The sequence below is a fragment of the Bacteroides congonensis genome (assembly GCF_900130125.1).
In the GTDB taxonomy this organism is placed as follows: Bacteria; Bacteroidota; Bacteroidia; order Bacteroidales; family Bacteroidaceae; genus Bacteroides; species Bacteroides congonensis.
Window position 1 is genome coordinate 263,556 of record NZ_FQXY01000006.1, and the last position, 25,494, is coordinate 289,049.

The 25,494-nt window shown below is 42.8% G+C and carries 19 protein-coding genes and 1 pseudogene; 13 read left to right on the forward strand and 7 right to left on the reverse strand.

Going from position 1 to position 25,494, the window contains the following annotated elements; genetic code table 11:
• Nucleotides 1-21 precede the first annotated feature (21 nt).
• Nucleotides 22-606 carry an RNA polymerase sigma-70 factor gene (locus BQ7997_RS01045; protein WP_073342793.1) on the reverse strand — a complete coding sequence of 195 codons (585 nt, stop codon included), beginning with the start codon at nt 604-606 and terminating at the stop codon, nt 22-24.
• A 338-nt stretch (nt 607-944) separates the two neighbouring features.
• Between BQ7997_RS01045 and BQ7997_RS01050 the strand changes: the two genes are divergently transcribed.
• The 7 genes from BQ7997_RS01050 (at nt 945) to BQ7997_RS01080 (ending at nt 12,461) form a co-directional block, all read left to right on the forward strand.
• Entirely contained in the window at nt 945-1,817 is an 873-nt protein-coding gene (locus BQ7997_RS01050) for an electron transfer flavoprotein subunit beta/FixA family protein (RefSeq protein WP_044654281.1), read from the forward strand.
• 2 nt (nt 1,818-1,819) lie between these two features.
• Nucleotides 1,820-2,839 carry an electron transfer flavoprotein subunit alpha/FixB family protein gene (locus BQ7997_RS01055; protein WP_044654282.1) on the forward strand — a complete coding sequence of 340 codons (1,020 nt, stop codon included), beginning with the start codon at nt 1,820-1,822 and terminating at the stop codon, nt 2,837-2,839.
• Nucleotides 2,840-2,845: 6 nt separating this feature from the next.
• On the forward strand, nt 2,846-4,552 hold the full coding sequence (locus BQ7997_RS01060) for an acyl-CoA dehydrogenase family protein (protein WP_022136840.1): 1,707 nt from the start codon (nt 2,846-2,848) through the stop codon (nt 4,550-4,552).
• Nucleotides 4,553-4,704: 152 nt separating this feature from the next.
• On the forward strand, nt 4,705-6,453 hold the full coding sequence (locus tag BQ7997_RS01065; RefSeq protein ID WP_073342657.1) for a rhomboid family intramembrane serine protease: 1,749 nt from the start codon (nt 4,705-4,707) through the stop codon (nt 6,451-6,453).
• A 7-nt stretch (nt 6,454-6,460) separates the two neighbouring features.
• Nucleotides 6,461-6,880 carry a hypothetical protein gene (locus BQ7997_RS01070; RefSeq protein ID WP_073342659.1) on the forward strand — a complete coding sequence of 140 codons (420 nt, stop codon included), beginning with the start codon at nt 6,461-6,463 and terminating at the stop codon, nt 6,878-6,880.
• 42 nt (nt 6,881-6,922) lie between these two features.
• On the forward strand, nt 6,923-11,983 hold the full coding sequence (locus BQ7997_RS01075; RefSeq protein WP_073342662.1) for a DUF4132 domain-containing protein: 5,061 nt from the start codon (nt 6,923-6,925) through the stop codon (nt 11,981-11,983).
• Nucleotides 11,984-11,990: 7 nt separating this feature from the next.
• Entirely contained in the window at nt 11,991-12,461 is a 471-nt protein-coding gene (locus tag BQ7997_RS01080; protein WP_044653288.1) for a GAF domain-containing protein, read from the forward strand.
• 112 nt (nt 12,462-12,573) lie between these two features.
• Here BQ7997_RS01080 and BQ7997_RS01085 read toward each other — a convergent pair whose 3' ends face one another.
• The 5 genes from BQ7997_RS01085 to BQ7997_RS01105 all read right to left on the reverse strand — a co-directional run bounded on the left by BQ7997_RS01085 (nt 12,574) and on the right by BQ7997_RS01105 (nt 18,015).
• Nucleotides 12,574-12,888, reverse strand: coding sequence for a chaperone modulator CbpM (locus BQ7997_RS01085; RefSeq protein ID WP_073342798.1), 315 nt, complete (start codon nt 12,886-12,888; stop codon nt 12,574-12,576).
• 14 nt (nt 12,889-12,902) lie between these two features.
• Nucleotides 12,903-13,871 carry a DnaJ C-terminal domain-containing protein gene (locus tag BQ7997_RS01090; protein WP_073342665.1) on the reverse strand — a complete coding sequence of 323 codons (969 nt, stop codon included), beginning with the start codon at nt 13,869-13,871 and terminating at the stop codon, nt 12,903-12,905.
• A gap of 139 nt (nt 13,872-14,010) precedes the next feature.
• Nucleotides 14,011-15,726: a phosphoethanolamine transferase family protein gene (locus tag BQ7997_RS01095; RefSeq protein WP_073342668.1), complete on the reverse strand. Its 1,716-nt coding sequence runs from the start codon at nt 15,724-15,726 to the stop codon at nt 14,011-14,013.
• Nucleotides 15,713-16,906: a BamA/TamA family outer membrane protein gene (locus BQ7997_RS01100; protein WP_073342671.1), complete on the reverse strand. Its 1,194-nt coding sequence runs from the start codon at nt 16,904-16,906 to the stop codon at nt 15,713-15,715. Before BQ7997_RS01100 ends, BQ7997_RS01095 begins: the two co-directional genes overlap by 14 nt.
• A 95-nt stretch (nt 16,907-17,001) precedes the next feature.
• Nucleotides 17,002-18,015 (reverse strand): threonine aldolase family protein, encoded by a 1,014-nt coding sequence (locus BQ7997_RS01105; protein ID WP_044653292.1) that lies wholly within the window; start codon nt 18,013-18,015, stop codon nt 17,002-17,004.
• Between the two features lie 502 nt (nt 18,016-18,517).
• Between BQ7997_RS01105 and BQ7997_RS01110 the strand changes: the two genes are divergently transcribed.
• From BQ7997_RS01110 to BQ7997_RS01130, 5 genes and pseudogenes are all read left to right on the forward strand, one after another.
• Nucleotides 18,518-19,237 carry a hypothetical protein gene (locus tag BQ7997_RS01110; protein ID WP_229087787.1) on the forward strand — a complete coding sequence of 240 codons (720 nt, stop codon included), beginning with the start codon at nt 18,518-18,520 and terminating at the stop codon, nt 19,235-19,237.
• Between the two features lie 10 nt (nt 19,238-19,247).
• The gene (locus BQ7997_RS01115; protein WP_073342674.1) at nt 19,248-20,120 is read left to right on the forward strand and encodes a thiol-activated cytolysin family protein; all 873 of its coding nucleotides are present in this window, start codon (nt 19,248-19,250) and stop codon (nt 20,118-20,120) included.
• Between the two features lie 20 nt (nt 20,121-20,140).
• The gene (locus BQ7997_RS25810) at nt 20,141-20,881 is read left to right on the forward strand and encodes a hypothetical protein (RefSeq protein WP_235817242.1); all 741 of its coding nucleotides are present in this window, start codon (nt 20,141-20,143) and stop codon (nt 20,879-20,881) included.
• 24 nt (nt 20,882-20,905) lie between these two features.
• Nucleotides 20,906-21,679: pseudogene (locus BQ7997_RS25815) on the forward strand (thiol-activated cytolysin family protein); the annotation flags it as partial.
• A 15-nt stretch (nt 21,680-21,694) separates the two neighbouring features.
• Nucleotides 21,695-22,759 (forward strand): thiol-activated cytolysin family protein, encoded by a 1,065-nt coding sequence (locus tag BQ7997_RS01130; protein ID WP_073342683.1) that lies wholly within the window; start codon nt 21,695-21,697, stop codon nt 22,757-22,759.
• Nucleotides 22,760-23,285: 526 nt separating this feature from the next.
• Here BQ7997_RS01130 and BQ7997_RS01135 read toward each other — a convergent pair.
• Nucleotides 23,286-23,504, reverse strand: coding sequence for a winged helix-turn-helix domain-containing protein (locus tag BQ7997_RS01135; protein WP_022136827.1), 219 nt, complete (start codon nt 23,502-23,504; stop codon nt 23,286-23,288).
• Between the two features lie 235 nt (nt 23,505-23,739).
• Between BQ7997_RS01135 and BQ7997_RS01140 the strand changes: the two genes are divergently transcribed.
• The gene (locus BQ7997_RS01140) at nt 23,740-25,479 is read left to right on the forward strand and encodes a thiamine pyrophosphate-dependent enzyme (RefSeq protein WP_073342686.1); all 1,740 of its coding nucleotides are present in this window, start codon (nt 23,740-23,742) and stop codon (nt 25,477-25,479) included.
• Nucleotides 25,480-25,494: the final 15 nt, after the last annotated feature.

A 25,494-nucleotide genomic window follows, 5' to 3' on the forward strand; every position in this document is an offset into this window, starting at 1 on the left:
TATTTCTTTTTTATTTCGGCCTTATACTTTAAAGACAACTAAAAACAATGTACTACTTAAGGATGCTAACAAAAAAATTAAAAAAAGAAGTATTTTCTTTAGGTCTATTAATGCCAAATAGACTTGATGTTCCACTGTACGAATAGAAACACCAAATTTTTCCGCAATATCTTTATAGCTTAATCCTTGGAATCTGCTGGCTTCAAAAATCACCCTCCGACGCTCGGGCATCTTCGCCAAAGCAAGCCGGAGTATCATAAGCAACTCTTTATAATAGATATTCTTCAGAGCCTGGTCATCTTCTATTATTTCGCAAAGTATCACATTCTCCGCAAAATCTGCCTGATAGTCCTGCTCGATACGCTGATGCTTAAACATATTAAGAATGATGTTCCGTGTTGCTACAAAAATATACCCATCCAATTTATCATTGGGGGTTTGCCATATTTCCGGTTGTTGCCAGAGTTTGCAAAAAACATCTTGTGCGACATCCTCTGCATCTTCATCCGACTTTAACAACCGCCGGGCAAAATTTTTCACCTTAGGAAAGTTAGTGGTAAAAAAAGACTGGAAGTCTTTTTCCATTTGTTTTTGATTATTTTCCATCATAATACATAAAAGTAACAACGGGCAAATTAAGCACATTGACAGCAAAAAAACAACAGTAATATTGTTTTTTATCAAATAAGAAAAAATAAGAAAAACCAATTGATAAGAATATCGCCGGACAATATTAAATAATAAAGAAAAGATAAATCTCTAAAATCGTGCTTTTATGCTCAAAATTCTTAAACCTGTGCATTTTTTACTCGGTTTTCTTGTCAGAACCAAGTGTTTGAGTAATTTTGCACGCTGATAGTTAACCGGATAGTTTGGATAGCAAGAGATTACTACTTGACTACTGGCTGCTAACTTGTAGAAATACTAATACTAAAATTTATAGCATGAGTTTGAAAATTGTTGTATTGGCAAAACAAGTTCCTGACACACGTAATGTCGGGAAAGATGCCATGAAAGCCGACGGAACGATTAACCGTGCGGCACTTCCCGCCATCTTCAACCCCGAAGACCTGAATGCCCTTGAGCAAGCGCTTCGATTGAAAGATGCTCATCCAGGCTCTACCGTAACCATCCTGACAATGGGACCGGGACGGGCAGCCGACATTATTCGTGAAGGACTTTTCCGTGGTGCAGATAACGGCTACTTGCTGACCGACCGTGCTTTCGCTGGTGCAGATACACTGGCTACTTCTTACGCACTGGCTACTGCCATCCGCAAAATCGGTGACTGTGACATTATTATCGGTGGTCGTCAGGCTATCGACGGTGATACCGCACAGGTAGGTCCTCAGGTAGCAGAGAAGCTGGGATTGACGCAAATCACATACGCAGAAGAAATTCTGGAAGTGGGTAAAGACAAGATTAAGGTAAAACGTCACATCGACGGTGGTGTTGAAACAGTAGAAGGCCCGCTGCCTATCGTGATTACCGTAAATGGTTCTGCAGCTCCCTGTCGTCCGCGCAACGCGAAACTGGTTCAGAAATACAAACACGCCAAGACTGTCACTGAAAAGCAACAAGGCAACCTTGATTACACTGACTTGTATGACAAGCGCGACTACCTGAATCTGGCAGAATGGAGCGTAGCCGACGTAAACGGCGACCTTGCACAATGCGGTCTGTCCGGTTCGCCCACCAAAGTGAAAGCCATCCAGAACATCGTGTTCCAGGCTAAAGAGAGCAAAACCATCAGCGGCAGCGACCGTGACGTGGAAGACCTGATTGTTGAACTATTAGCTAACCACACCATCGGATAATCATGAATAACTTATTTGTATATTGCGAAATAGAAGAAGGTAACGTTGCAGACGTTAGTCTCGAACTTCTGACCAAAGGTCGTTCGTTAGCCAACCAGTTGAACTGTCAGCTCGAAGCTGTGGTTGCCGGAAGCGGCCTCAAAGAGATTGAAAAACAAATCCTTCCTTATGGAGTAGACAAACTTCACGTTTTCGACGGTGAAGGACTCTATCCTTATACTTCACTTCCTCACACTTCTATCCTTGTGAACCTCTTCAAAGAAGAGCAACCGCAAATCTGCCTGATGGGCGCTACCGTTATCGGTCGTGACCTCGGCCCGCGTGTTTCTTCTGCTTTGACCAGCGGACTGACTGCCGACTGTACTTCACTTGAAATCGGTGACCACGAAGACAAAAAAGAAGGTAAGACTTACAAGAACCTGTTGTATCAGATTCGTCCGGCATTCGGCGGTAACATCGTTGCTACGATTGTGAACCCGGAACATCGTCCGCAGATGGCGACCGTTCGCGAAGGTGTGATGAAGAAAGAAATCCTCTCTCCTAACTATCAGGGAGAAGTAATTCGTCACGACGTGAAGAAATATGTAGCCGATACGGACTATGTAGTGAAAGTAATCGAACGCCACGTAGAAAAGGCTAAGAACAACCTGAAAGGTTCTCCGATTATCGTAGCCGGCGGTTACGGTGTAGGTTCGAAGGAAAACTTCGACCTGCTGTTCGACCTCGCTAAAGAGCTTCATGCAGAAGTAGGTGCCAGCCGTGCTGCTGTCGACGCAGGTTTCGCAGAGCATGACCGTCAAATCGGCCAGACAGGTGTAACGGTTCGTCCGAAACTCTATATCGCTTGCGGTATCTCCGGACAAATTCAGCATATCGCCGGTATGCAGGAAAGTGGTATCATCATCTCCATCAACAACGACCCGGATGCTCCGATCAACACGATTGCCGATTACGTAATCAACGGAAGTATCGAAGAAGTTGTGCCGAAGATGATTAAGTATTATAAACAAAATAGCAAGTAAGGAAAGATGGCTAATTATTATACAGACATACCGGAACTCAAGTTTCACTTGAACAATCCGATGATGAAACGTATTTGCGAACTCAAAGAACGCAATTACAGAGATAAAGATGAATTCGACTATGCTCCGCTGGACTTTGAAGACGCTGTAGACTCTTACGACAAAGTGTTGGAGATTACAGGAGAAATCACAGGAGAAATCATCGCCGCCAACGCAGAAGGCGTGGACGAAGAAGGCCCTCACTGTGCCAACGGACGTGTAGAATACGCTTCAGGAACCAAACAGAACCTGGACGCTATGGTGAAAGCCGGCTTGAACGGCATGACCATGCCACGTAAATTCGGCGGTCTGAACTTCCCGATTACCCCATACACCATGTGCGCGGAAATCGTGGCTGCTGCCGACGCAGGCTTCGGTAACATCTGGTCTTTACAGGACTGTATCGAAACATTGTACGAATTCGGTACATCTGACCAGCACAGCCGTTTCATCCCTCGTGTATGCCAGGGCGAAACCATGTCTATGGACTTGACAGAACCGGATGCCGGTTCCGACCTTCAATCCGTTATGCTGAAAGCTACTTATAGCGAAAAAGACGGATGCTGGTTGCTGAACGGTGTAAAACGTTTCATTACGAACGGTGATGCTGATATTCACCTGGTACTGGCTCGTTCGGAAGAAGGAACAAGAGACGGTCGTGGTCTTTCTATGTTCATCTACGACAAGAATGAAGGTGGTGTGAACGTACGTCGTATCGAAAACAAACTCGGTATCCACGGTTCTCCTACTTGTGAATTGGTATATAAGAATGCCAAAGCTGAACTTTGCGGTGACCGTAAACTCGGTTTGATTAAATATGTAATGGCTTTGATGAACGGTGCCCGTCTGGGTATTGCCGCACAATCCGTAGGTTTGAGCCAGGCTGCTTACAATGAAGGATTGGCTTATGCCAAAGACCGTAAGCAATTCGGCAAAGCTATTATCGAATTCCCGGCAGTATACGACATGCTGGCTATCATGAAAGGCAAGTTGGATGCCGGACGTGCATTGCTATATCAAACAGCCCGCTACGTAGATATCTACAAAGCGCTGGATGACATCGCCCGCGAACGTAAACTGACTCCTGAAGAACGTCAGGAACAGAAAAAATACGCTAAATTGGCCGACAGCTTCACTCCACTTGCCAAGGGTATGAACTCTGAATATGCCAATCAGAACGCTTACGACTGTATCCAGATTCACGGCGGTTCGGGCTTCATGATGGAATATGCCTGTCAGCGTATCTATCGCGACGCACGTATCACCAGCATCTATGAAGGAACAACCCAGTTGCAGACCGTAGCCGCTATCCGTTACGTGACTAATGGTTCTTACATCGCTACTATCCGCGAATACGAAACAATTCCTTGCTCACCGGAAATGGAACCGTTGATGTCTCGTCTGAAGAAGATGGCTGATAAGTTCGAAGCAAGCACCAACGCTGTAAAAGAAGCACAAGATCAGGAATTGCTGGACTTCGTTGCCCGCAGACTGATGGAAATGTCCGCTACCATCATTATGTGTCACCTGTTGATTCAAGATGCCAGCAAATCTTCAGAGCTGTTCTCCAAATCCGCACATGTATATTTGAATTATGCAGAGGCAGAGGTAGAAAAGCATACAAATTTCATCGAAAACCTCGATAAAGAAGACTTAGCTTTCTACAAAAAGTAAAAGATTAAGTACCAATAATAAAAAAAGCATCCTCTTCGTGAGAAGGGATGCTTTTTTATTTGTCATATTCTGTCATTTTTCATTATTATTCTATACATTTGTCAGGGAGATAAGTAATTTTTTAATCAGTAACCAGAGATAGAGAAAGAAATATGGCACTCAAACCTTCATATGACGACAAACTACATTTATCAGGATTATCAAATACGGAAATTCTTATATTAGCTCTTGAGGCTTCTCAAAAACTTGAATGGAACATCGAAGAAATAGCTCCGGAATGGATCCGTTTTGAAGTCCCTATAAATATGCACACCAGCGGAGAAGAAATAACTTTCACTCTCGGAAAGGAAGGTGACGGAGAGATATCCATCCACAGTGAATGTACTTCCATACAATTTGTAGATTATGGAAAGAACAGGAAGAATATCCAAAAGTTACAAGAGATAATGGAAGAAGTAAGGGCTACCCTGCTCCCGGAAGAACTTACCCAAAAAGCAAATAAGCTGAAAGAAGAATTTAACCGTCCGCTCACAGAAGAAGAAAAAGTATATATAGAAGAGGAAAAGAAAAAAGGTTCTCTCTTGTCTTTCTTTATTCCACGCAAAGGATTTATAGCAACGCCTATCCTGATAGACATCAACATTCTGGTATTTATCCTGATGGTCGCTTCGGGAGTGGGAGTATTTGAGCCCGGCACATTGGCGCTGTTAAAGTGGGGAGCCGACTTCGGACCGCTGACCCTTACAGGCGACTGGTGGCGCACGGTGACCTGCAACTTCATTCACATCGGTGGTTTCCATCTTGCGATGAACATATATGCCTTCATGTTTGTCGGCCTTTTTCTGGAACAACTGATAGGAAGCCGCCGGATGTTCGCTTCTTATCTCCTGACCGGGCTATGTTCGGCCGTATTCAGCCTATATATGCATGCCGAGACAATCAGCGCCGGAGCTTCCGGGGCAATCTTCGGACTTTACGGCATATTTCTTGCCTTCCTTTTATTCCACGGCATTGCCAAAGAACAACGAAAGGCATTACTAACCAGTATCCTTATTTTCGTCGGCTACAATTTGGTTTATGGGATGAAAGAAGGAATCGATAATGCAGCACATATCGGCGGATTATTAAGCGGCTTCTTGCTGGGAATTGTTTATGTATTCAGCTATAAGTTCGAAAAAGCCGATGCACGGCGAACCATATCCATCATCGGAGAACTTGGCATATTCTGCATTTTCCTGTTCAGTTTCATTATACTTTGCAAGAATGTCTCGCCCCTGTATCAAGAGATACGTCAGGAGTGGGACAGCGGAATCGTAGAAGCCTATCTTAACGGAGAACTGGAAGAAGAAAACGATGATGAGACGGGCATGAATTCTTCCGATGACTCTTCCGGCAGGCAGTTTCCTTCATATGTTCCCGTTGGTAATAACGATACATGGCTTTCTTACTACGATGCAGAAACAAATTTCAGTTGCCAGTATCCGACCAACTGGAGGAAAATTACAGGAGGACAAGGGCTAACTCCCAGTTCGCAACCACCATTACTCAGACTCGTCAACGGAGCCAACCAACTGACAGTTACTTCTATTACCTATGATACACAGAAAGAATTTGAACATACAAAAGAATTATCGCTTATTCTCCCGAGAAATGCACAAGGGCAACCATCGGAAGACTACAAGCAAAGCGATGTCAACATCAATGGGCTATCCATGACAAGGACTACCAATCCTTTACACATCGGTGCACCCGATGAACCGGGAGAAGATATACAACAAATTGTATTAAAATATTTTCAGGAGAGTAAAAAAAGAATCTTTAGTATTGTCATGCTCATCTATGACGAAGAAGCGAAACCCGATATAGAAGCCATCGCATCAAGTATTCAGATAACCAAATAAAGAGAATATGAGAGTATATATCCAAGTCAAACAATTAGGAAAGCGGAAGTGCGGCATCGAAAAGATGCCCGTCGATTTTCCTGCTCCTCCTGCCCATGTAGGGGAGTTGATTGAAGCCATCGTCAGTTGGCAAGTCAGTGAATACAACGAACGCTTGCAACAAAGCGAAGTGCTGAAATACCTCACCCGGGAAGAAGTGGAAGATAAAGCTGCATCCGGTAAGGTAGGCTTCGGGGTAAATTACAACGGCAAGCCCGCTGCAGAAGCCGAAGCTATCGCCAATGCCCTGCAATCCTACGAAGACGGAATTTTCCGTATCTTCATTGACGACGCGGAAGCAGGAGATTTATCCTCTCCTATCCTAGTGAAAGAAGAATCCACACTGACTTTTATCCGGCTAACCATGCTGTCAGGAAGATTGTGGTAATTCATATCCCATAAAAGAAAACACTTAAAAACAAATAGAATCATGAGACTCATTTATAATGAAACATTAAATAAACGGATACTTCCGTACTTGGAGAAATTAACCAAGAAGAAAAGTAGTTTGGATAAAGAGACCCGCACCTTGTTTGATATATTTATGCTATACTTTGATATGGATACCCGGTATGGCACATATAGCGACAAGCTGGAGCCTTGCATTATAAGTATTATCAAGGAAGAGAAAATCAAGAGCGTAGCCAATCTCTTCGACGGAAAGCTGAACAAACTACTCCTCTATTTATTGGGGAATGAATACGCACATCTGTTTCACACTTATCTGAAGCTCAAAGCGCATTGTCCATACACACATGGATATTCAAGACGGTCGCAACGCGCTGTCAATCCTTATCTGCATTTCTCCCATGTGATAGACGCACTGACTCAATTTCTGAAGCTTCGTGCCACCGGCTTTACAGAACAGGCCATACTAAACGGTGGAAACACACCGGAAGAAATAGAAGCATACAAAGACTGCATGAGCTGCGAAGACTGGATAGCCGCCCAAATAGCAGAAGGCAACCAAACCGTTATTGACTACCTGCACAATGTACTGACCAGCGAAAATAACGCCAACCGCCTAAATCAGGGACATCTTAAAGCTATCGCAGTGAGTGGGCACCATCCATTGCTGGAACTGGAAGGGAAATTACTTTTGGCGGCCAAATTACAGGAAGGACTCCGACAGGCTATCGTGGAAACAATGGACGAAGGATGTCCCGAAAGTTATTTATACCTACTCTCCGTGATTTACGACAACGGCCTGCAACGGTTTGCTTCCGTAAAACGGGGCATCGCAGTCAGCACGGGAATCGGCGAGCAGGAGAGCAGCGAACGCGTCACCAATAAATATGTAGAACTAATCCTGAAATTCCTGAAGAATCAGGACGAGGCACGCAAAGCCCTTCAAAGCAAAGATACCATCGAGCTTTATCTGGCTTTATGGAGCATTGGATTTTATAATACAAACGATATTCAGGCACTTGCAACAGACATCATCAGGAACGGAGCCAAACATCAAGTACAGACTTACCTTTATTTCCTGCGTTGTACGCAACACTCCGCCATGAGTTATTGCATCAGCAAAGATGCCTTTGAGAAGTGGCACAGTGCCCCGTCGGTCGTGGCAGCTATTCTCCCACTCTATCTCTCTGATTTTTATCTTAGCCGATATGGCGGGCGTGAAGACCCGAAACTTACCGATTACTTTGAGAACAGAGAAGAAGCCGTGCGCCACTATGGATATTTGAAGCAAATCTATCAGTCTATCTCAACCAAGGAAACCTATGCTCCTTATATATTCCCGTGGGAAAGCACACAGCTCACCCAGTCGGAAGTAGTTCTCAAAATGGCATATATCATTTGGATGCTGAATGATTCTGCCATGAAAGATGACCTTTGCAGTTATCTGGTATCCTTGGATTCTTATATGCGGGCAAGCTATATCAGTATCGTACTGAATCCGCCCACTAGTCCGCTGCAAGAAGAATATATACTGCAATCACTGGGCGACCGTTCTCTGGATGTACGCAATGAGGCCTACAAAGTATTGTCTGAAATGGCCTTATCGCCCGAACAGAATCAGAAAGTGGAAGAGTTGCTTCGTTTCAAATATAGCGAGATGCGTATCAACGCTATCAACCTGCTGATGAAACAACCGAAAGAAGAACTGGCCGGCAGCATCCGGCGATTGCTTACAGACAAAGTGGCCGAACGCCGCTTGGCGGGACTGGATATGATGAAGACAATTCATAATGTAGATTTTATGCAAGACATCTATCAGGAACTTCTTCCTGCCATCAAAGAAATTCAGAAACCGAACGCTAAAGAAAAGGTGCTGATAGAATCTTTGATTGGTGACGGAACGGAGAAGAAAGCCACGCAGCACTACACCAAAGAAAACGGTTTCGGCCTGTACAATCCTGATTTCGAAGTAAGCCTGCCGGAAATTGCGCCGGACAAAGGATTCAATGTCAAGAAAGCATTCGAGTTTATCAGTTTTGGAAGAGCCAAACTCACTTTCGAAAGATTGAGTAAATACATCGCCGCACACAAAAACGACGAGTTTAAAAACGACTACGGGGAAGCACGCCTGGTGGGTAACAGCGTACTGATGAAATGGAGCAACTACGGTGGACTGAGTGGTCTTGGGCTCCCCGAACTCTGGCAGGATTTCTACGAACGTGAAATCGGAAGTTACGAGAAATTAATGATGATGAGTTTCATGCTTGCATCGACAGGCGTTGCCCAGGATAATGACGACTACGACGAGGAAGATGAAGAAGATAGAAAAGCCGATATAAAATCAGCCAATAGTTTTGAACCGCTTGTCAACAAAATGTATGCGGGTTTCACCTATCGCGGATTGCAAAAGGTACTCCGGAAATTGCCTTATTATGAACAGATGGAAGATATTATCGACGCGCTGACCTATGAGTACAGAGACGAAACAGTTTATCAGCGAATGGCTGCCAATATGTTGATCCAACTGACACCCTTACTCGATACAAAGAATATCTTCCGCCAATATACGAGCAAACACGCATGGCTCAGAGACAAACTGGAATACGGAGAAAAGCTCATTGTTTATCCGATACACAACAATAAGTTTGTCCAGTTCTGGCTTGATACACCCAGCAGGCCGATAGACGACGCCTTGTTTACCCGCTACTTCACCGTGCGCTATCAGCTCTACAAGCTCACCAACTATATGGAGCATACCCCCGAACTGGAAGAAACCGATTCCTATCTGCAATGCGTGGACTTTGCCCGTGCCTGGATGCTAGGATTGATTCCGACAGAAGAAGTATATCGTGAACTGATAGCCCGTGTCAACTCTCCCAAACAAATCAAGAATATCACTCTGGTATTGAACGAGAACCGTCGTTTCAATGAAAGAGACAGGGAGTGGATGACCTATATCAAGGATTTCAACTTCTCTCTCTTCCGGCCACTGCTGCAAAAGGTAGTCAACCGTATCCTGGACATAGAACTGTCACGTGGAGATTCCGAAACGCAGGTTACCCGTCTAGCCGAAGAATTGACTTGTGTCTATGGTGCCGAAACATTTATCCGTATCCTGCAAGCATTCGGTAAAGATACATTCATACGCGACAGTTATAATTGGCGGAACACGAAACGGGGAGTATTGAGTAGCCTGCTCCATGCTTGCTATCCGTTGCCGGCAGACACAAGCGACCATCTCAAAAAACTGGCAAAGCAAGCAGAAATCAGCGACGAACGTCTGGTAGAAGCTGCCATGTTCGCCCCGCAATGGATTGAACTCACCGAGCAAGCCATAGGATGGAAAGGACTGACAAGCGCAGCATACTATTTCCACGCCCATACCAACGAGACTTGCGACGACAAGAAGAAAGCAATTATCGCCCGCTATACTCCGATTGACGTAGAAGACCTCAGAGATGGTGCTTTCGACATCGGTTGGTTCAAAGATGCTTTCAAGACGATTGGCAAACAACGCTTTGAAGTAGTCTACAATGCCGCCAAGTATATTTCATGCAGCAACAGCCACACCCGCGCCCGCAAATTTGCGGACGCCACTAACGGCGCAGTGAAAGCAGCGGATATAAAGAAGGAAATATCAGCCAAGCGCAACAAAGATTTATTGATGAGCTACGGCCTCATCCCACTAGGAAAGAAAGCGGATAAAGAGCTGTTGGAACGTTACCAATTCCTGCAAAAATTCCTGAAAGAAAGCAAGGACTTCGGCGCGCAAAGACAGGAAAGCGAAAAGAAGGCAGTGGGTATCGCCCTGCAAAACTTAGCCCTCAACTCCGGTTACGGTGACGTCACCCGTCTGACCTGGAGTATGGAAACCGAATTGATTAAAGAACTTCTCCCCTACCTCTCTCCGAAAGAAATAGAAGATGTAGAAGTGTATGTGCACATTAATGACGAAGGCAAAGCGGAAATCAAACAAATCAAAGCCGGAAAAGAGCTTAACAGTATGCCTGCCAAGTTGAAAAAGCATCCGTATGTAGAAGAACTGAAAGCGGTACACAAGAAACTGAAAGACCAGTACACCCGTTCCCGCATTATGTTAGAACAAGCTATGGAAGACTGCATCCGTTTTGAAGAGAACGAGCTTCGCAAACTGATGCAGAACCCTGTTATCTGGCCGTTATTGAAGCATCTTGTCTTTATCTGTAACGGACAGGCAGGTTTCTATACCGACGGATTACTGGTGACGGCAAATGCCGTCTGTCTCCCGTTGAAATCGAAAGACGAATTACGTATCGCCCATCCTACCGACCTGTACGCAAGCGGTGACTGGCATATGTATCAGAAATTCCTGTTCGACAAAGCCATCCGCCAACCTTTCAAACAGGTATTCCGCGAACTTTATGTGCCTACTCCGGAAGAGGAAGGCGCCACACAATCCCGCCGCTATGCCGGAAATCAGATTCAACCGCAGAAAACAGTCGCCGTACTGAAAGGACGCCGATGGGTGGCCGATTATGAAGACGGACTTCAGAAGATATATTATAAAGAGAATATCATCGCTACCATCTACGCCATGGCAGACTGGTTCTCTCCTGCCGACATCGAAGCTCCGACCTTGGAATATGTCTGCTTCCACAACCGCAGGGACTATAAACTAATGAATATCTCGGAGATTCCGCCCGTTATTTTCTCTGAAGTAATGAGGGATGTGGACTTGGCGGTCAGTGTAGCCCATGCCGGAAGTGTCGACCCGGAAACCAGTCACTCTACCATCGAAATGCGCAGCGCATTGGTGGAACTGACGATGCCTTTATTCCATCTCAACAATGTGAAGGTAAAAGGCAACTTTGCCCATATAGAAGGCAAACTGGGTAAATATAACATCCATCTGGGCAGCGGTGTGATTCATCAGGAAGGCGGTACGCAGATTGCAGTTCTTCCGGTACATTCGCAAAACCGCGGACGCCTGTTCCTGCCTTTTGTAGACGAAGACCCGAAAACAGCTGAAATATTGACTAAGATTATCTTCTTCGCAGAAGACAATAAGATAAAAGACCCGAGTATCCTGAACCAAATCAAATAAGGACGATATGGCAGAAAATTTATTAATCAGCACAGGAAGCAAAGAGGAGAAATATCGCGAGCTACTTCCACAACTACATGCTTTAGTAAGTACGGAAACGGATTTCATAGCCAATCTAGCCAATGTTGCGGCAGCCCTGAAGCAGACTTTCGGTTTCTTCTGGGTAGGCTTTTATATTGTAAAAGGAGATGAACTTGTATTAGGGCCTTTTCAGGGGCCTATTGCCTGTACACGTATCCGAATCGGCAGAGGGGTTTGCGGAACAGCCTGGAAAGAAGTCCGGACACTGATTGTTCCTGATGTAGAGCAATTTCCCGGACACATCGCATGCAGTTCGGATTCAAAATCGGAAATCGTAGTGCCGATGATAAGGCAGGGAGAAGTAGTCGGAGTATTGGATATAGACAGTGATACACTGGATAGTTTCGATACGGTTGACGCACGCTATCTGGAAGAAATTTGCACATACATCGGATAACTGCGGGCGTGCCGCTATCATACAAAAAAACAGAGGCTCTGATTGAATGAAACAGAGCCTCTGTTTTATATAAATAGAGGCTCTATTTGCACCAAACAGAGCCTTCGTTTTTTTACCAGTCCACATCTTCTATTTCCTGTCTCCGATACAGCAAGAGTTGATTGCGAAGTGAACTCATTTCACGTCGCATCTCTTCCATCCTTTCCAGTAAATGGTGGATGGCGTCGATGCCTTCCATGTTGATGGACAGGTCGTAGTACATTCTGCTATAACGTTCTACGCTCGGAAGTTCCGACAAAAGCAGATAATGTTCACCACCTTCGGTATGTACGTTAATCAAACCGCCTTCTTCCAACAGTTCTATGAATGAAGGCTCGATATGACATTTGTGACAGTATTCACTGACAATAATTAATTCGGTCTGCATAGTACTCATTCTTTTTAGTTCATACTCTGTAACTCGCGGAACAACTCTTTCTGTCTGTCCGTCAAGTTCGTAGGAATCTTGACAGAATAGGTCACAATCAAGTCACCGAATTGTCCTTCCTTCTTATAAACCGGGAATCCCTTTCCTTTCAGACGGACTTTCGTGCCGTTCTGCGTTTCCGGTTTTATCTTCAGTTTCACCTTACCGTCCAACGTGTCGACCAGCTTTTCACCACCCAATACGGCTGTGTAAAGGTCTACTTCCACATCTACGTACAAATCGTCACCCAAGCGCTTGAATACGGGGTCTTCGGCTATGACGAAAGTAATGTACAGGTCGCCCGCAGGGCCGCCGTTGATACCTTCGGCTCCGTAGCCTTTCAGTTTAATCACTTGTCCGTTGGCTACACCGGCAGGGATAGTGATACGCACTTGTTTACCATTAACGGTCAACACCTGTTTATGCGTCTGAGAAGCATCACGAAGAGACAGGTGAAGTTCGGCATTAAAATCCTGTCCGCGGAATCCCGCAGAACCTTGTCCCCGCCCACCGCGATGTCCGCCGAACATTGATTCGAAGAAATCGGAGAAACCGCCGGCATTACCGCCGGAGAAGCCTTCACCGTCGGAACTGTACCAATATCCACCGTTTCCGTCAGAGAAACCTTGTCCGCCACCACCGAATCCGCCGAAACCGCCCGCGCCACCGAAGCCACCGGCTTGTTGCTGCGCCCGTTTCTGTGCTTCGAATTCATCGGCATGCTTCCAATGTTCTCCGTACTCGTCATACTTTTTACGTTTCTCGGGGTCACTCAGTACTTCATTGGCTTCGTTGATTTCCTGAAACTTATCCTTTGCACTCGGGTCATTGGGGTTCAGGTCAGGATGGTACTTCCGGGCCAACTTACGAAAAGCCTTTTTGATATCGTCCTGAGAAGCACTTTTGTCTACTCCAAGAATCTTGTAATAATCTATATAGGCCATGTTTTATGAATTTAATCGTTCATACATCATACGGCAAATAACACGCCAATCCTGCTTTTGGATGCAAATTTTAGCAAGTATTAAGTATTAGGTATTTAACCGCAGCTTCCGGCAAGTTTCCGTCCGCATGGCATACTACTTAATACTTCTCTTTATACTTAATCTCTTTCTGCTCCAGCATTTGAAAATCCTGTTTCTTCATGCCCAAATCATCCAACGGACGGGGTTCGTTATGGTCATTCAAATATGCTCTCGGCTTCATTTGATAAAGTGAAGTGACTACGGATTGTGAATCATCCCTGTAAGGAGTTTCTATCCCGCCCAAATCCAGTATGGTCGGGAAGAAGGAACTGCTGGAAGAAACATCTTTCTCTTTATTATCCATTGCCGCCTGCCAATGTTCGGGATGAGTTTCCCGGTAACTGTCGGACATCCAGATAAGAAACGGCACATGAAGCTGATAATAAGAAGGCACGGGCGAAGCATGAAGGAACAGATGACGGGAATCGTCGAAAATATCCTCTCCATGGTCGGAAGTATAAATCATAGCGGCGTCTATCTGTTGTTTTTCCAACATACGGATGATTCTTGCCAGAAAACCATCCGTGTAACGGATAGAATTATCATAAGCGTTCACCAGATTATCACGGTATTTCCGTTCCGCGTCGACCGGATAATCCGGTGTGAAGAAAGTGTTTTCCAACGGATAGCGCTCGCGATAATTAAAGTGGGAACCGTAGGTATGAAGTACGATAAATTGCTTCGTTTCACCTTTCGCCAGTTCTTGTTCCACTAGTTTCAAAAGTTCGTCATCGGACGGATTATAGTTTGAATCAAGAGAGTCTTCTTTTATAAAATCAGAGGTGTCGGCTTCCTTTCCGAAGAAGTCGATAAACGAATGGTTGTAACGCTGATTAGAGAAAAAGGCGGTCTTGAAACCGGCTTCTTTAAAGGCGGTGATGATTCCCTTTTGGTGATAAATAGAGTCGTAGTTGCAAGCGTTGACGTCCGACATCAGCATAGGTACGCTTTTGTGTGTCGTATTCGATTCCGTCAGTACCTTCGGGAAAGCAATCAATCCTGTCTGCTGAGACAATAGTGGATTCGTCTCGCGTTCATAGCCGTACAACTGCCAGTTCAAGGCACGGGACGTTTCGCCTATTACCATCACATACACTTCCCGTTCCTCTTTCGGATGGGTGGCCTTGGCATGGAAGGTAAAGTCTTTCGAGGTTTGATGATAATTCTGTGTCAAGACCGTCCGTTGGAAGGCAAGACCTACATTATAGCAGACATTCAGTGGATATAAATCCGACTTCAGCTCATATCCCGAGTCTTGTACATACGCTCCGGCAAGGCTGAGAAGGGAGATTCCAAAGACTATGAAAGCCCTTTTCCGTTCTCTGTGGATGAACTCTACCGATAGTTTACGCTTGCGGATTATTGAAATCGTTCCCAAAATCAATGCAGGAACATAAAGTATGATTACGGCGATAATGGCGGGAGTCAGATTATCGAGTAGTTCGAGTGCCTCACTCGAATTGGTAGTCACCAGATTCAGGAACATATCAACAGCGATGATGGACTGTCCGAACAAATAAAGCAGTACGATTTGGAAAGCCCCGAAAAAGAGGAACAAGAATAAAATCCATAGCATCTTGCCACAGTTTCTCGACAGAGTCATCAACAGGTAATAGCAGCCGAAAGGCAACAATACATTAGCAACTTTTGCCATCACCGGTAGCGGCTCCGTAAAACAGAGGACGATGTTAGGCACTATCAGGATAAACAGGAACAGATAAAACAAGTGTTCCTGATTTTCCAGCCATTTTTTTATATTCTTAAAAAGCTTCATTGATATTAAAGATAAATCCGGTCTGGTGTTTACCCAAACCTAAGTCCAAACGTACATTTACTCTCTTTTTAAACTCCCAGCGGTAACCGAAACCGTAATTGGGCAGAATATGCTTCGGGGTAAATTCGGAAAATTTCGGAAAGATTGTTCCCGCTCCTGCCCATACAGCTACTCCATTCCGCTTCCAAACGTGTTGCCGGAGTTCTATTTGCGCATCCATCGCACACTTGTCACGATAACGGCCTTCGTAGTATCCACGCATCGAATAAGAGTTTCCCAAGGTTGCCATCAGTCCCCAGGGGGTATCTCCGTAAGTTAACAGCGTGTGGAATTGTCCTGCCAGCACTCCGCCTTTCCACACGGTGTGATAGTAACTGGTAGTCAATTCGGTGCTGCTGAATGCATATTTATTGCCGAGGAAAGCAGGACTGAACCGTTGATCCAGTCGCAGATAATATCCCCGGTAAGCATTTGTCAGGAAGTCGCGTGAGTCGTAGAGAAGGGAAAGCCCGAGACTCATATTGGTAGTCCGCGCCGCCATTCCTTCCCATAGTTCCGGTTTTTCAAAGTCCCGCCCGTCGATGTAGTCGAATACAGCCATCGGGCCGATATAGAAATTCTTCGCCATACGGAACATGAAATCGACCTTCACTTGTGCCTGAAAACGTTTATAATCGCTTTCGTTATCGGAGTTTGCTCCATTATCATAGCCCCTGCCCCAATAAAGGCTGGGGAAAGAATAAAAATAAAGGTTATAGTTCAAGCGGTATTTATCTTGTGGAAACAGATGATTTCCACGGACTCCCAATAAATAAAAGCCGACCGTAGAGACATCTCCATAGAGGGATATGTTGGAAGGGGGAAGAATCGTATCCTTATAATCGGTGCGGTATAGACCCGCCGCCACCAGTCCAAGTCCGAATTTTGTATCACTGGAATAATGAGGGCCACCTATCACACTGAAATCAAACTTTTTATTCTTTTTTTCCTTATTGGCATCATTGAAGTAATCGAGAAACTTCTTGAAGAAGCTGCGCTTTACCGCAACAGTATCTTCGGTAACTACTGATACAGAGTCTCCGGGCAGTTCAATTTCGGTAGAATGCATCTGCGCGCCAAGTGATGTTCGTGTCAGTAACAATAGCGCGAATAATATCAGCCAGTTCTGTCTAGTATTCATTGTAATAAGAAGTAGAAAACTTTCGGGACAAAGTTAGTTTCAAACTTCTTATTACAACAGAGTTTCAGGAGCTTTTGTTGCCCCATTTTTCCTTTTTAACGTTTCAAAAGTCGCATAAACTCGTCAACATCTTCTTCTGTGGTATCAAAAGAAGTTACCAGACGGATTTCATTATTATCTTCGTTCCAGAAATAAAAGAAGTAAGATTCCAGCATCCGGTCGATTTCCGGGCGGGGCATAGTCAGAAATAACTGGTTACTCTCCGCCTTTTGAGTAAAGGTTACTTCCGGAAGTTTTTTCAATTCATTGTAGAGTTTGGCTGCCATTGCATTGGCATGCTTCGCGTTTCTCAGCCAAAGGTCATCTGTCAGATAAGCCGTGAACTGGCAGGAAAGGTAACGCATCTTCGAAGCCAACTGGGCGGACTGCTTACGGATGAACCGTGCTTCCGATTGCAAGTCTTTATTGAATACGATAACGCACTCTCCCATCATTAATCCGTTCTTTGTACCACCGAAACTCAGGATATCCACTCCGCAATCTACAGTCAGTTCTTTGAGAGAAAGATTGAGGGCGGCACAGGCGTTGGCGATTCTCGCCCCGTCCATATGGACATACATACCGTTCAGATGAGCAAAGTCGGTCAGACGTTTCAATTCTTCGGGAGTATAAATCGTGCCAAGTTCGGTACATTGGGAAATATAAAGAGCCTTGGGCTGTGAATGATGCTGGTCGCCAAAGCCATGAAGGTAAGGTTGCATCAGTTCCGGGGTGAGTTTGCCGTCCGGGGTAGCAATCGGGCGAATCTGACAGCCGGTCATTTTTACGGGAGAACCACATTCATCTACATAGATATGAGCGGTTTCCGCACAAAAGATGGAATGATACGGACGTGTCATTAATTGTAATGCCACGACATTGCTGCCTGTACCGTTGAACACAAATAAGGGTACGCAGTCCGGCGTAAAGGCTTCCTTTATCTTAGCTACCGCTTCTTCCGTCCATTTATCATCGCCATAGCCTAATGCATGGTCTATATTCGCCCGGTTCAACGCTTCCATCACCAACGGATGCACACCGGAATTATTATCAGAGGCAAAACTTCTCATTGTTTCCTTGCATTTTAAATTGAATTGCAAAGTAACAGATTTATTTCCAAATATACTTCTTACGCAACCAATAATCTACCCCTAGCAAAATTAAGACCAACAAAGCTATATAGATATAAAACTTCAACAAAGGAGCTTCCGACCGGGTATCTTCTCATATTATCTTCTATATTCTTCTCCGTTTCCATCTCCTCTTCTATTATTTACCATTCATTAATACATATATTTTCTTGCGGGTACGGTGCAATCTGATTTTCACATTGCTTATCGTCATCTTCAACACCTATTATGCAATATTTTAGTATTTAACTTGTGCAAAGAGATTTATCGCAGGGAAGGAAATATATAACGGAAGTATTAAATATCAGTTTTTAGGAGTAATATTGGGTATGTATGAGAACATTCCTGTTTTTGATACGTTTATTAAGTAACCCCTGTAAGCAAAACATATTTAGTCAGGATAAATATTATATATAATATACTTATTATAAAAATATTAGCAATGATAAAAAGAAAAGCACTATCATCCCTATTAGTAACATTAGATAGCATATCTAAAAGGACATCTAGATTTTCTTCTGTAAACCTAAGTAGGCAATGTCGGCAGATTATTGGGCGAGATAAAGCAATATTGCGGCATTTAAATCCTTTATTATTAATATTGTTTGTGGCAATTGTAGCTACATCTTGCTCTGATGATAACCGCAAGAGCATTGAGCAGCCATCAATAGACGGTTTGAGTTATTACCCGAAATCCATGAATATTGTGGAATTACAGTATAAACCAGCTGGGCAGGAACCTGGAGTGGTAGATATTGATAAGTCCAGTCAGTATTTTGGGGATCGTGTAGCAATATTTCAACCTGAAAAAATTATATTCAGAAATGATTCTGTATCAATCATAAAGCGAGGTGGTTTAATTCAGGGCTATAAAGCCGAATGGAATAAGGGTGATTTGTATTTGTACAACAGCGTTACTGGAACATGGGACTATTGTGGAAGTAGGGACGGAGAAGCCACACTTATCCTTAATACAGGTTTCTTCTGGGTAAAGGATAGCAATATTCATGGCTCATTGTCGGTGATAGGACAGAATTTCTCATTATTATCATATTCCGAATTAGTTACGTATTTGGGTGGAAGCAGTAACATTCTAAATAATCAGGTGGCGTGGCTAAAAGTACAGTACACATTTGAATTAATCCCGGAAGTTAAACTTTAATATAGAAAACATGAAAGCAGCAATAATATATATCATATTCTTCTCTATTCTCCATGTTAGCAGTTTTGCTCAAAATAATCAGTATACGTCAACCAAGTTTGCGGTCAAAAATCCTTATGAAGTATTCATTGGTGGTATTATGAAAGCGAATGATGTCAACGATGTACATCAACTTTTTAATGTGCCAATGAATCCCATTACAATCAGCTATAGTTTGCCTTTAAAATCCGAAACGATTACACCTTCATACGATAATATGCTTAAGGCTATTCAGAAAAAGCTACAAGATAATAATGCGTTGAAACCTAACTATCAGTTTTCATTTACATTGAAGCAGATAGATTCTTATGAACAACTAGTTTTATCTTTCGGTGAGGAAATTAATTTATCCGAATTATTCAGAATAACATCTCCTAATCTAACTCATAAAACAGTGGCAGTATTAGATATTAGCCAGAGTTATTTTTCTATTGCTATGGATATGCCTGAGGGGGAACTAAGCAACTCGCCGATAGTCCAAGAGCAATTAAGCGAACTTATTTATGTTGGCTCTATTGAATTTGGACGACGGGCAATTCTAATTGTTGAATCGGACCTTGATTATCAAGATGTAAAGGTCGCGTTGAATGAGATATTAAATAAATCTACTACCAAGAAGGGCGATATATCGGAAAAAAGCAAATCAATCATGGCTAGTTCAATAATCAGAGGACTAATTTTGGATCCCCTTGCCAATGAAAACATAACACCGGATAACCCTTTGGAGTACTTATTGGATTATATAAACTCTGATATCAGCCCACATGATTTTGGGGTGCCCATTTTCTTTACAGCAGCCTGGCTAAAAGATAATTCTGTCTTTGTTAACAAGTTTACAAACTAAATTTTTTAAATTTACAACTTATGAAAAAACACATTGTGATGCCTGTCTTATTATTAGCAATTCTAATAATAAGCTCATGTAGTGAGTCCGATCCATTCTTGGATAGTAGTGCCTGTTATCAGCTGAAAAGAGCTAATTACAAGATAAATGTCGATTCTATGTATACCTATCCGGGAGATACGATATACAATAGCTGGTTGAAATCTTATAATGCCAGATTGCAAAGCCAAACAAGGGCATTGTCATTAGAAGACGATGCCTTCTTCTCAAAGCAATATATCGTTAAAAGTACGGAGACTACTCTGTTATATGGAAAGAATTATATATATCCTGGTGCCATACTGGAAGGGAATAGTATTATAGACCAGAAATATGTACCTGTGTTTGTGAATAACAGAAATCCGATTACTGTATCAATGACGCTGACTCACAATACCCCAAAGCATACGAGTCAGACGATAAATTCACCGACGTATTCTAAGTTAGATGATTATGTTAAAGATATGGTAGTTGACGGCAATTTTTCCCAGAACCAGAAGTTTATGTTCCAATCCAAGCGCTTTTCGTTTTATGATGAAATTAAGTCGGCATTCGGAACAAATATAAATACAAGGAAATTATTTTCATCAAGAAAAGAAACGTCTACTTCTGAAGAGCATAAAATAGTGAAATCGACAGGGATGTACGTGAAGTTTTTCCAATCTAGCTTCGTTGTCAATATGGATATTGCCCCTTTAAGCAATGAACCTGTAAAAGGATAAACCGAATTTGAACCGGTATATGTCAGTTCTGTAACTTATGGGAGACTAGGAATTATAGTATTTGAAACGGAAGAGACATATGAATTTGCTGAAACTTGTATGAAAAAAGAGATTGATCGTATTTTCTACCATAAGACAACCACACTGAATGAGAAAGAGCAACTATTTTTTGATACTACAGACTTTAAGGTTCTGATAATAGGAGCAGATAGCGACTATGCAGTCCAGACGATAAAAGGTTATGGGCAGTTTTTGAATCTTATCTATAACTCAACCTTTACTGAGCATAGCTACGGTGTTCCTATTGCATGTTCTTTTTCATATGCAAACTCCCATGCATTAGTGGAAACTGAGTTTAAAAACACTCTTGTCCTGCAGCCATTATTTGTATACATAGATAATAAAGATATTACCAATAACCACGCAGAATATACCGGTTATTCTAGACACAGCCCTGTCTATTTAAGATTTTATGAGGACCGGGAGAAAACAAAGACCGGCCGGCCTTATACGGATATAGTTTTTGAGATAGAAAAAACGGTGAACGAAGTACGATATTATACAGAACAAAAGAAGTGGCCAATGATAAGTTCAGAGTTTAAAAATACGAAAGAGCGCTCTCTTGTTCGTAATATTAAGTTCGATACAAATTTATTTATAGGTAACGAAATACATTCATACATCATGGATAGTCCGGAGCCCGGAGGTATGGGACAATCTTATTACCGCTGGGAAGGTATACAAAAAGATTGCAGTTATAATTTACTTGATAGTCCTTTCTTCATAAAAATCTATTAAAACTATAATACAATTATGAAAAAAATTACGTATGTATTTGCTACTTTCATGTTGCTATTTGTATCCTGTAATAACGAGGATATAATTGAAACGGCACCAGCCAGCCAAGTGAATCCTAATACCTCTGGAATGAGTGACTCATTTAAAGATTTCATGTGGGATGGGATATATGAAATAAGGGATGGTAAAGAAGTCGATTTGACTGACTCGCAACTACTGACCAGGGGCAATGTTCAGACATTCTATGAGATATCTACAATCCAACCAAACTATATATATTTAGGATCTGTATTAACTGCCGAATCTATTAATAAGGGGGTATATGCTCCTGTTGGTTTTCCAAACGATTTAAAAAAGAATATTACAATATCCTTCTCTTTACCTATAAAATCGAAGGAGGTAGCTCCTAAAAAATCAGCATTTACCAATGCAATTATTGATGCAATTGGTGATAGAGATTTTAGTGGTAAGCAATCTCAAGTCTTCTCATATAAAATGAAGGAGTTTTCTTTTTATAGAGAAGTTAAGCTTGCTTTCGCAGCTAATGTTAATATCGGGCAGATTTTTTCTATCAACACGGAAGTAAATAGTAATAAAATACATCGTCAGTCTGCTTTATTTGTTGATTTTAGCCAAATATATTTCAATGTAGCCATGGATATACCAGATGATGGAAATATATTTTCTGATGAGAACACGAGACAAAAGTATCTAGAAAAGAATCCCGTCTATGTAAATTCTGTCAACTATGGACGAAAGGGCATCATACTTGTGGAGTCTAACGAAACTTATAGTGTTTTATCCGTAGCAATCAGAGCTGCTTTTAATGCGAAGATAGTCAGTGGTTCGCTTTCGATTGATGCTAAGACAGAAGAGATTCTCAAACAAGCTGAAATATCCATTTGCATTATAGGAGGTGACGGCCAAGCGGCAACCCAGACAGTGAAAGGCTTTGACGAATTTCAAAAGTTTATAATTAATGGAGGGGTGTATAGCAAAGAAGTTTATGGTGTTCCTATTTCATTCTCTGCCGGATATGCTTCTGATAACTCTATGTTTGTTACGGAATTTGAAATTTGATTCTTAAATAGGTTGAGAACCTGATAAATAAAATATATAATAGAAGAAAGGATTATATTATAAATAAAGCAAGCCTGCTATACGACAGGCTTGCTTTTTGTTACTTGCACTAAATACTATTTCCGTTTGGTTTTGTGATTCCTTTAGCAGTGTAAAGGTCATTTTCGCTATCTATTTGTTTGGAGAATATGGTACGGTAATCTTTGGTTCCGTGCCGGTAGTTGATGACAATAAAGCTTTTTTCGCAGATATCCCTACTTTTTAAATACTAGTTGGGGTAAGCACTAAATTCGTTATTTATGGTCTTGGTATTTCGGCACAGTTGTTGGTATGCTTCCTCTTCATAATTAAAATCATTTGTATAAAAAGGACAGGAGGCTTGGTGGCATAGGTCTTTTAAGCGCTTTTCTCATTGAAATGAACATCCATAAAAAAGAAAAAGAATAAAAACTAAAATCCCCGAAGCGTTGACTATCCTGTCGTTACTTCGGGGATTCTTTTGTTCTTGTTCAGGTACTAAACACCTTTAGCCAATGTAAACATTCACACAGAGATACACGTAAAGTTCTTCATCACACTGGTCGAACTCTATCTTATTCTCTCTTGACAACCATCCTAAAGCGGCGCCCAACTCTTTGTCCTTCAGCCCGGATTTTCTTTTCAAAAGTCCGTAGCCCCACTTCTCATTATTGCTAAGCAGTTGCCAAACTTTACCGGCATTCACGCCGATTTCACTTCTATTCATTTTCTACAGTTATTAAGAGGTTTAAAACATTAGGTTAAGATTTCGCCTATAAAGATAACAAATGGATACTGCATTTGTTTATTCTATTTTGCTAAAAAGTTGTTACAAAATTCTTTTTAACACAAAAACTGCGATGTGTTCCAACACAAAGCCGTTATTAGTATATGTTAAAACAGAACTTTTCTTTGCAGATAGCTGTTATTACTTAAAAATCAATCCTAAATCAATTACAGATATGGCAAGAAAAGTAGCAGAACAGCTCATAGATACCCTGGTACAATCCGGTGTAGAACGCATTTATGCAGTGACGGGCGACAGTCTGAATGAAGTAAACGAAGCTGTCAGAAAGAACGATAAAATTAAATGGATACATGTCCGCCACGAAGAAACTGGGGCGTATGCTGCGGCAGCGGAAGCACAACTGACCGGTCGTCCGGGATGCTGCGCCGGAAGTAGCGGCCCGGGGCATGTTCATCTTATCAATGGTTTGTATGACGCTCACCGTTCGGGCGCTCCGGTTATTACCATTGCTTCCACTATTCCCACCGGGGAGTTCGGCACTGAATATTTTCAGGAGACAAATACCATTAAACTATTCAATGATTGTAGTTATTATAATGAGGTGGCTACCACGCCAACGCAATTTCCCCGCATGCTTCAATCGGCTATTCAGACGGCTATCACCCGCAAAGGGGTATCGGTTATCGGGTTGCCGGGTGATTTGGCAAAGGCTTCTGCTGTTTCTGTCGATTCATCGGTCCGTAACTATCCTGTCGTGCCGGAAGTTTGTCCGGCGGAAGAGGATTTGGCACAACTGGCTGATTTATTAAACAAGTATAAACGTATCACTCTTTTCTGCGGTATCGGTTGCCGGGGAGCTCACGAGGAAGTAATTGCACTTTCCGAGAAACTGAATGCTCCGGTGGTTTATACTTTCAAGGGGAAGATGGAAGTACAATATGAGAATCCGTATGAAGTGGGTATGACCGGACTTTTGGGAATGCCTTCGGGATATTACAGCATGCATGAAGCGGAAGTGCTTCTTATGCTCGGAACAGATTTTCCTTATTCTGCTTTCTTGCCGGATGACATTAAGATAGCTCAGATTGATATAAAGCCCGAACGTTTGGGTCGGCGTGCCAAAGTGGATATCGGACTTTGCGGAGATGTAAAACTGAGTATTCAGGCTTTACTCCGTATGCTGAATCCGAAAACGGATGATACATTCCTGGTGAAGCAGCTCAAAAGGTATGAGGGAGTGAAGAAAGACCTCGCTGCCTATACGGAAAATAAAGGGGAGGTGAATAAGATTCATCCCGAATATGTAATGTCCGAGATTGACAAGCTGGCTTCGGATGATGCTGTATTCACAGTAGATACGGGGATGACTTGTGTATGGGGAGCACGTTATCTGCAAGCAACAGGGATGCGCCATATGCTGGGTTCTTTCAATCACGGTTCTATGGCTAATGCGTTACCGCAAGCTATTGGCGCGGCTTTGGCTTGCCCCGACCGTCAGGTAGTTGCGCTTTGTGGAGACGGCGGATTGTCGATGACTTTGGGAGATTTGGAGACGGTTGTTCAATATAAGTTGCCGATTAAGATTATCGTATTCAATAACCGTTCACTGGGAATGGTGAAACTGGAAATGGAAGTGGACGGACTACCGGACTGGCAAACAAATATGCTGAATCCCGATTTTGCCCAAGTAGCCGAAGCAATGGGAATGACAGGATTCAATGTCAGTAACCCGGAAGAAGTATTAACGACTCTATTCAATGCTTTCGAACTGGATGGCCCTGTACTCGTGAATATCATGACCGACCCGAATGCACTTGCCATGCCGCCTAAAATTGAACTGGGACAGATGGTAGGTTTTGCCCAATCCATGTATAAGTTGTTAATCAACGGACGTTCACAAGAGGTTATTGATACTATCAATTCGAATTATAAGCATATAAGGGAAGTATTTTAAGTTGAGTGACAAGGG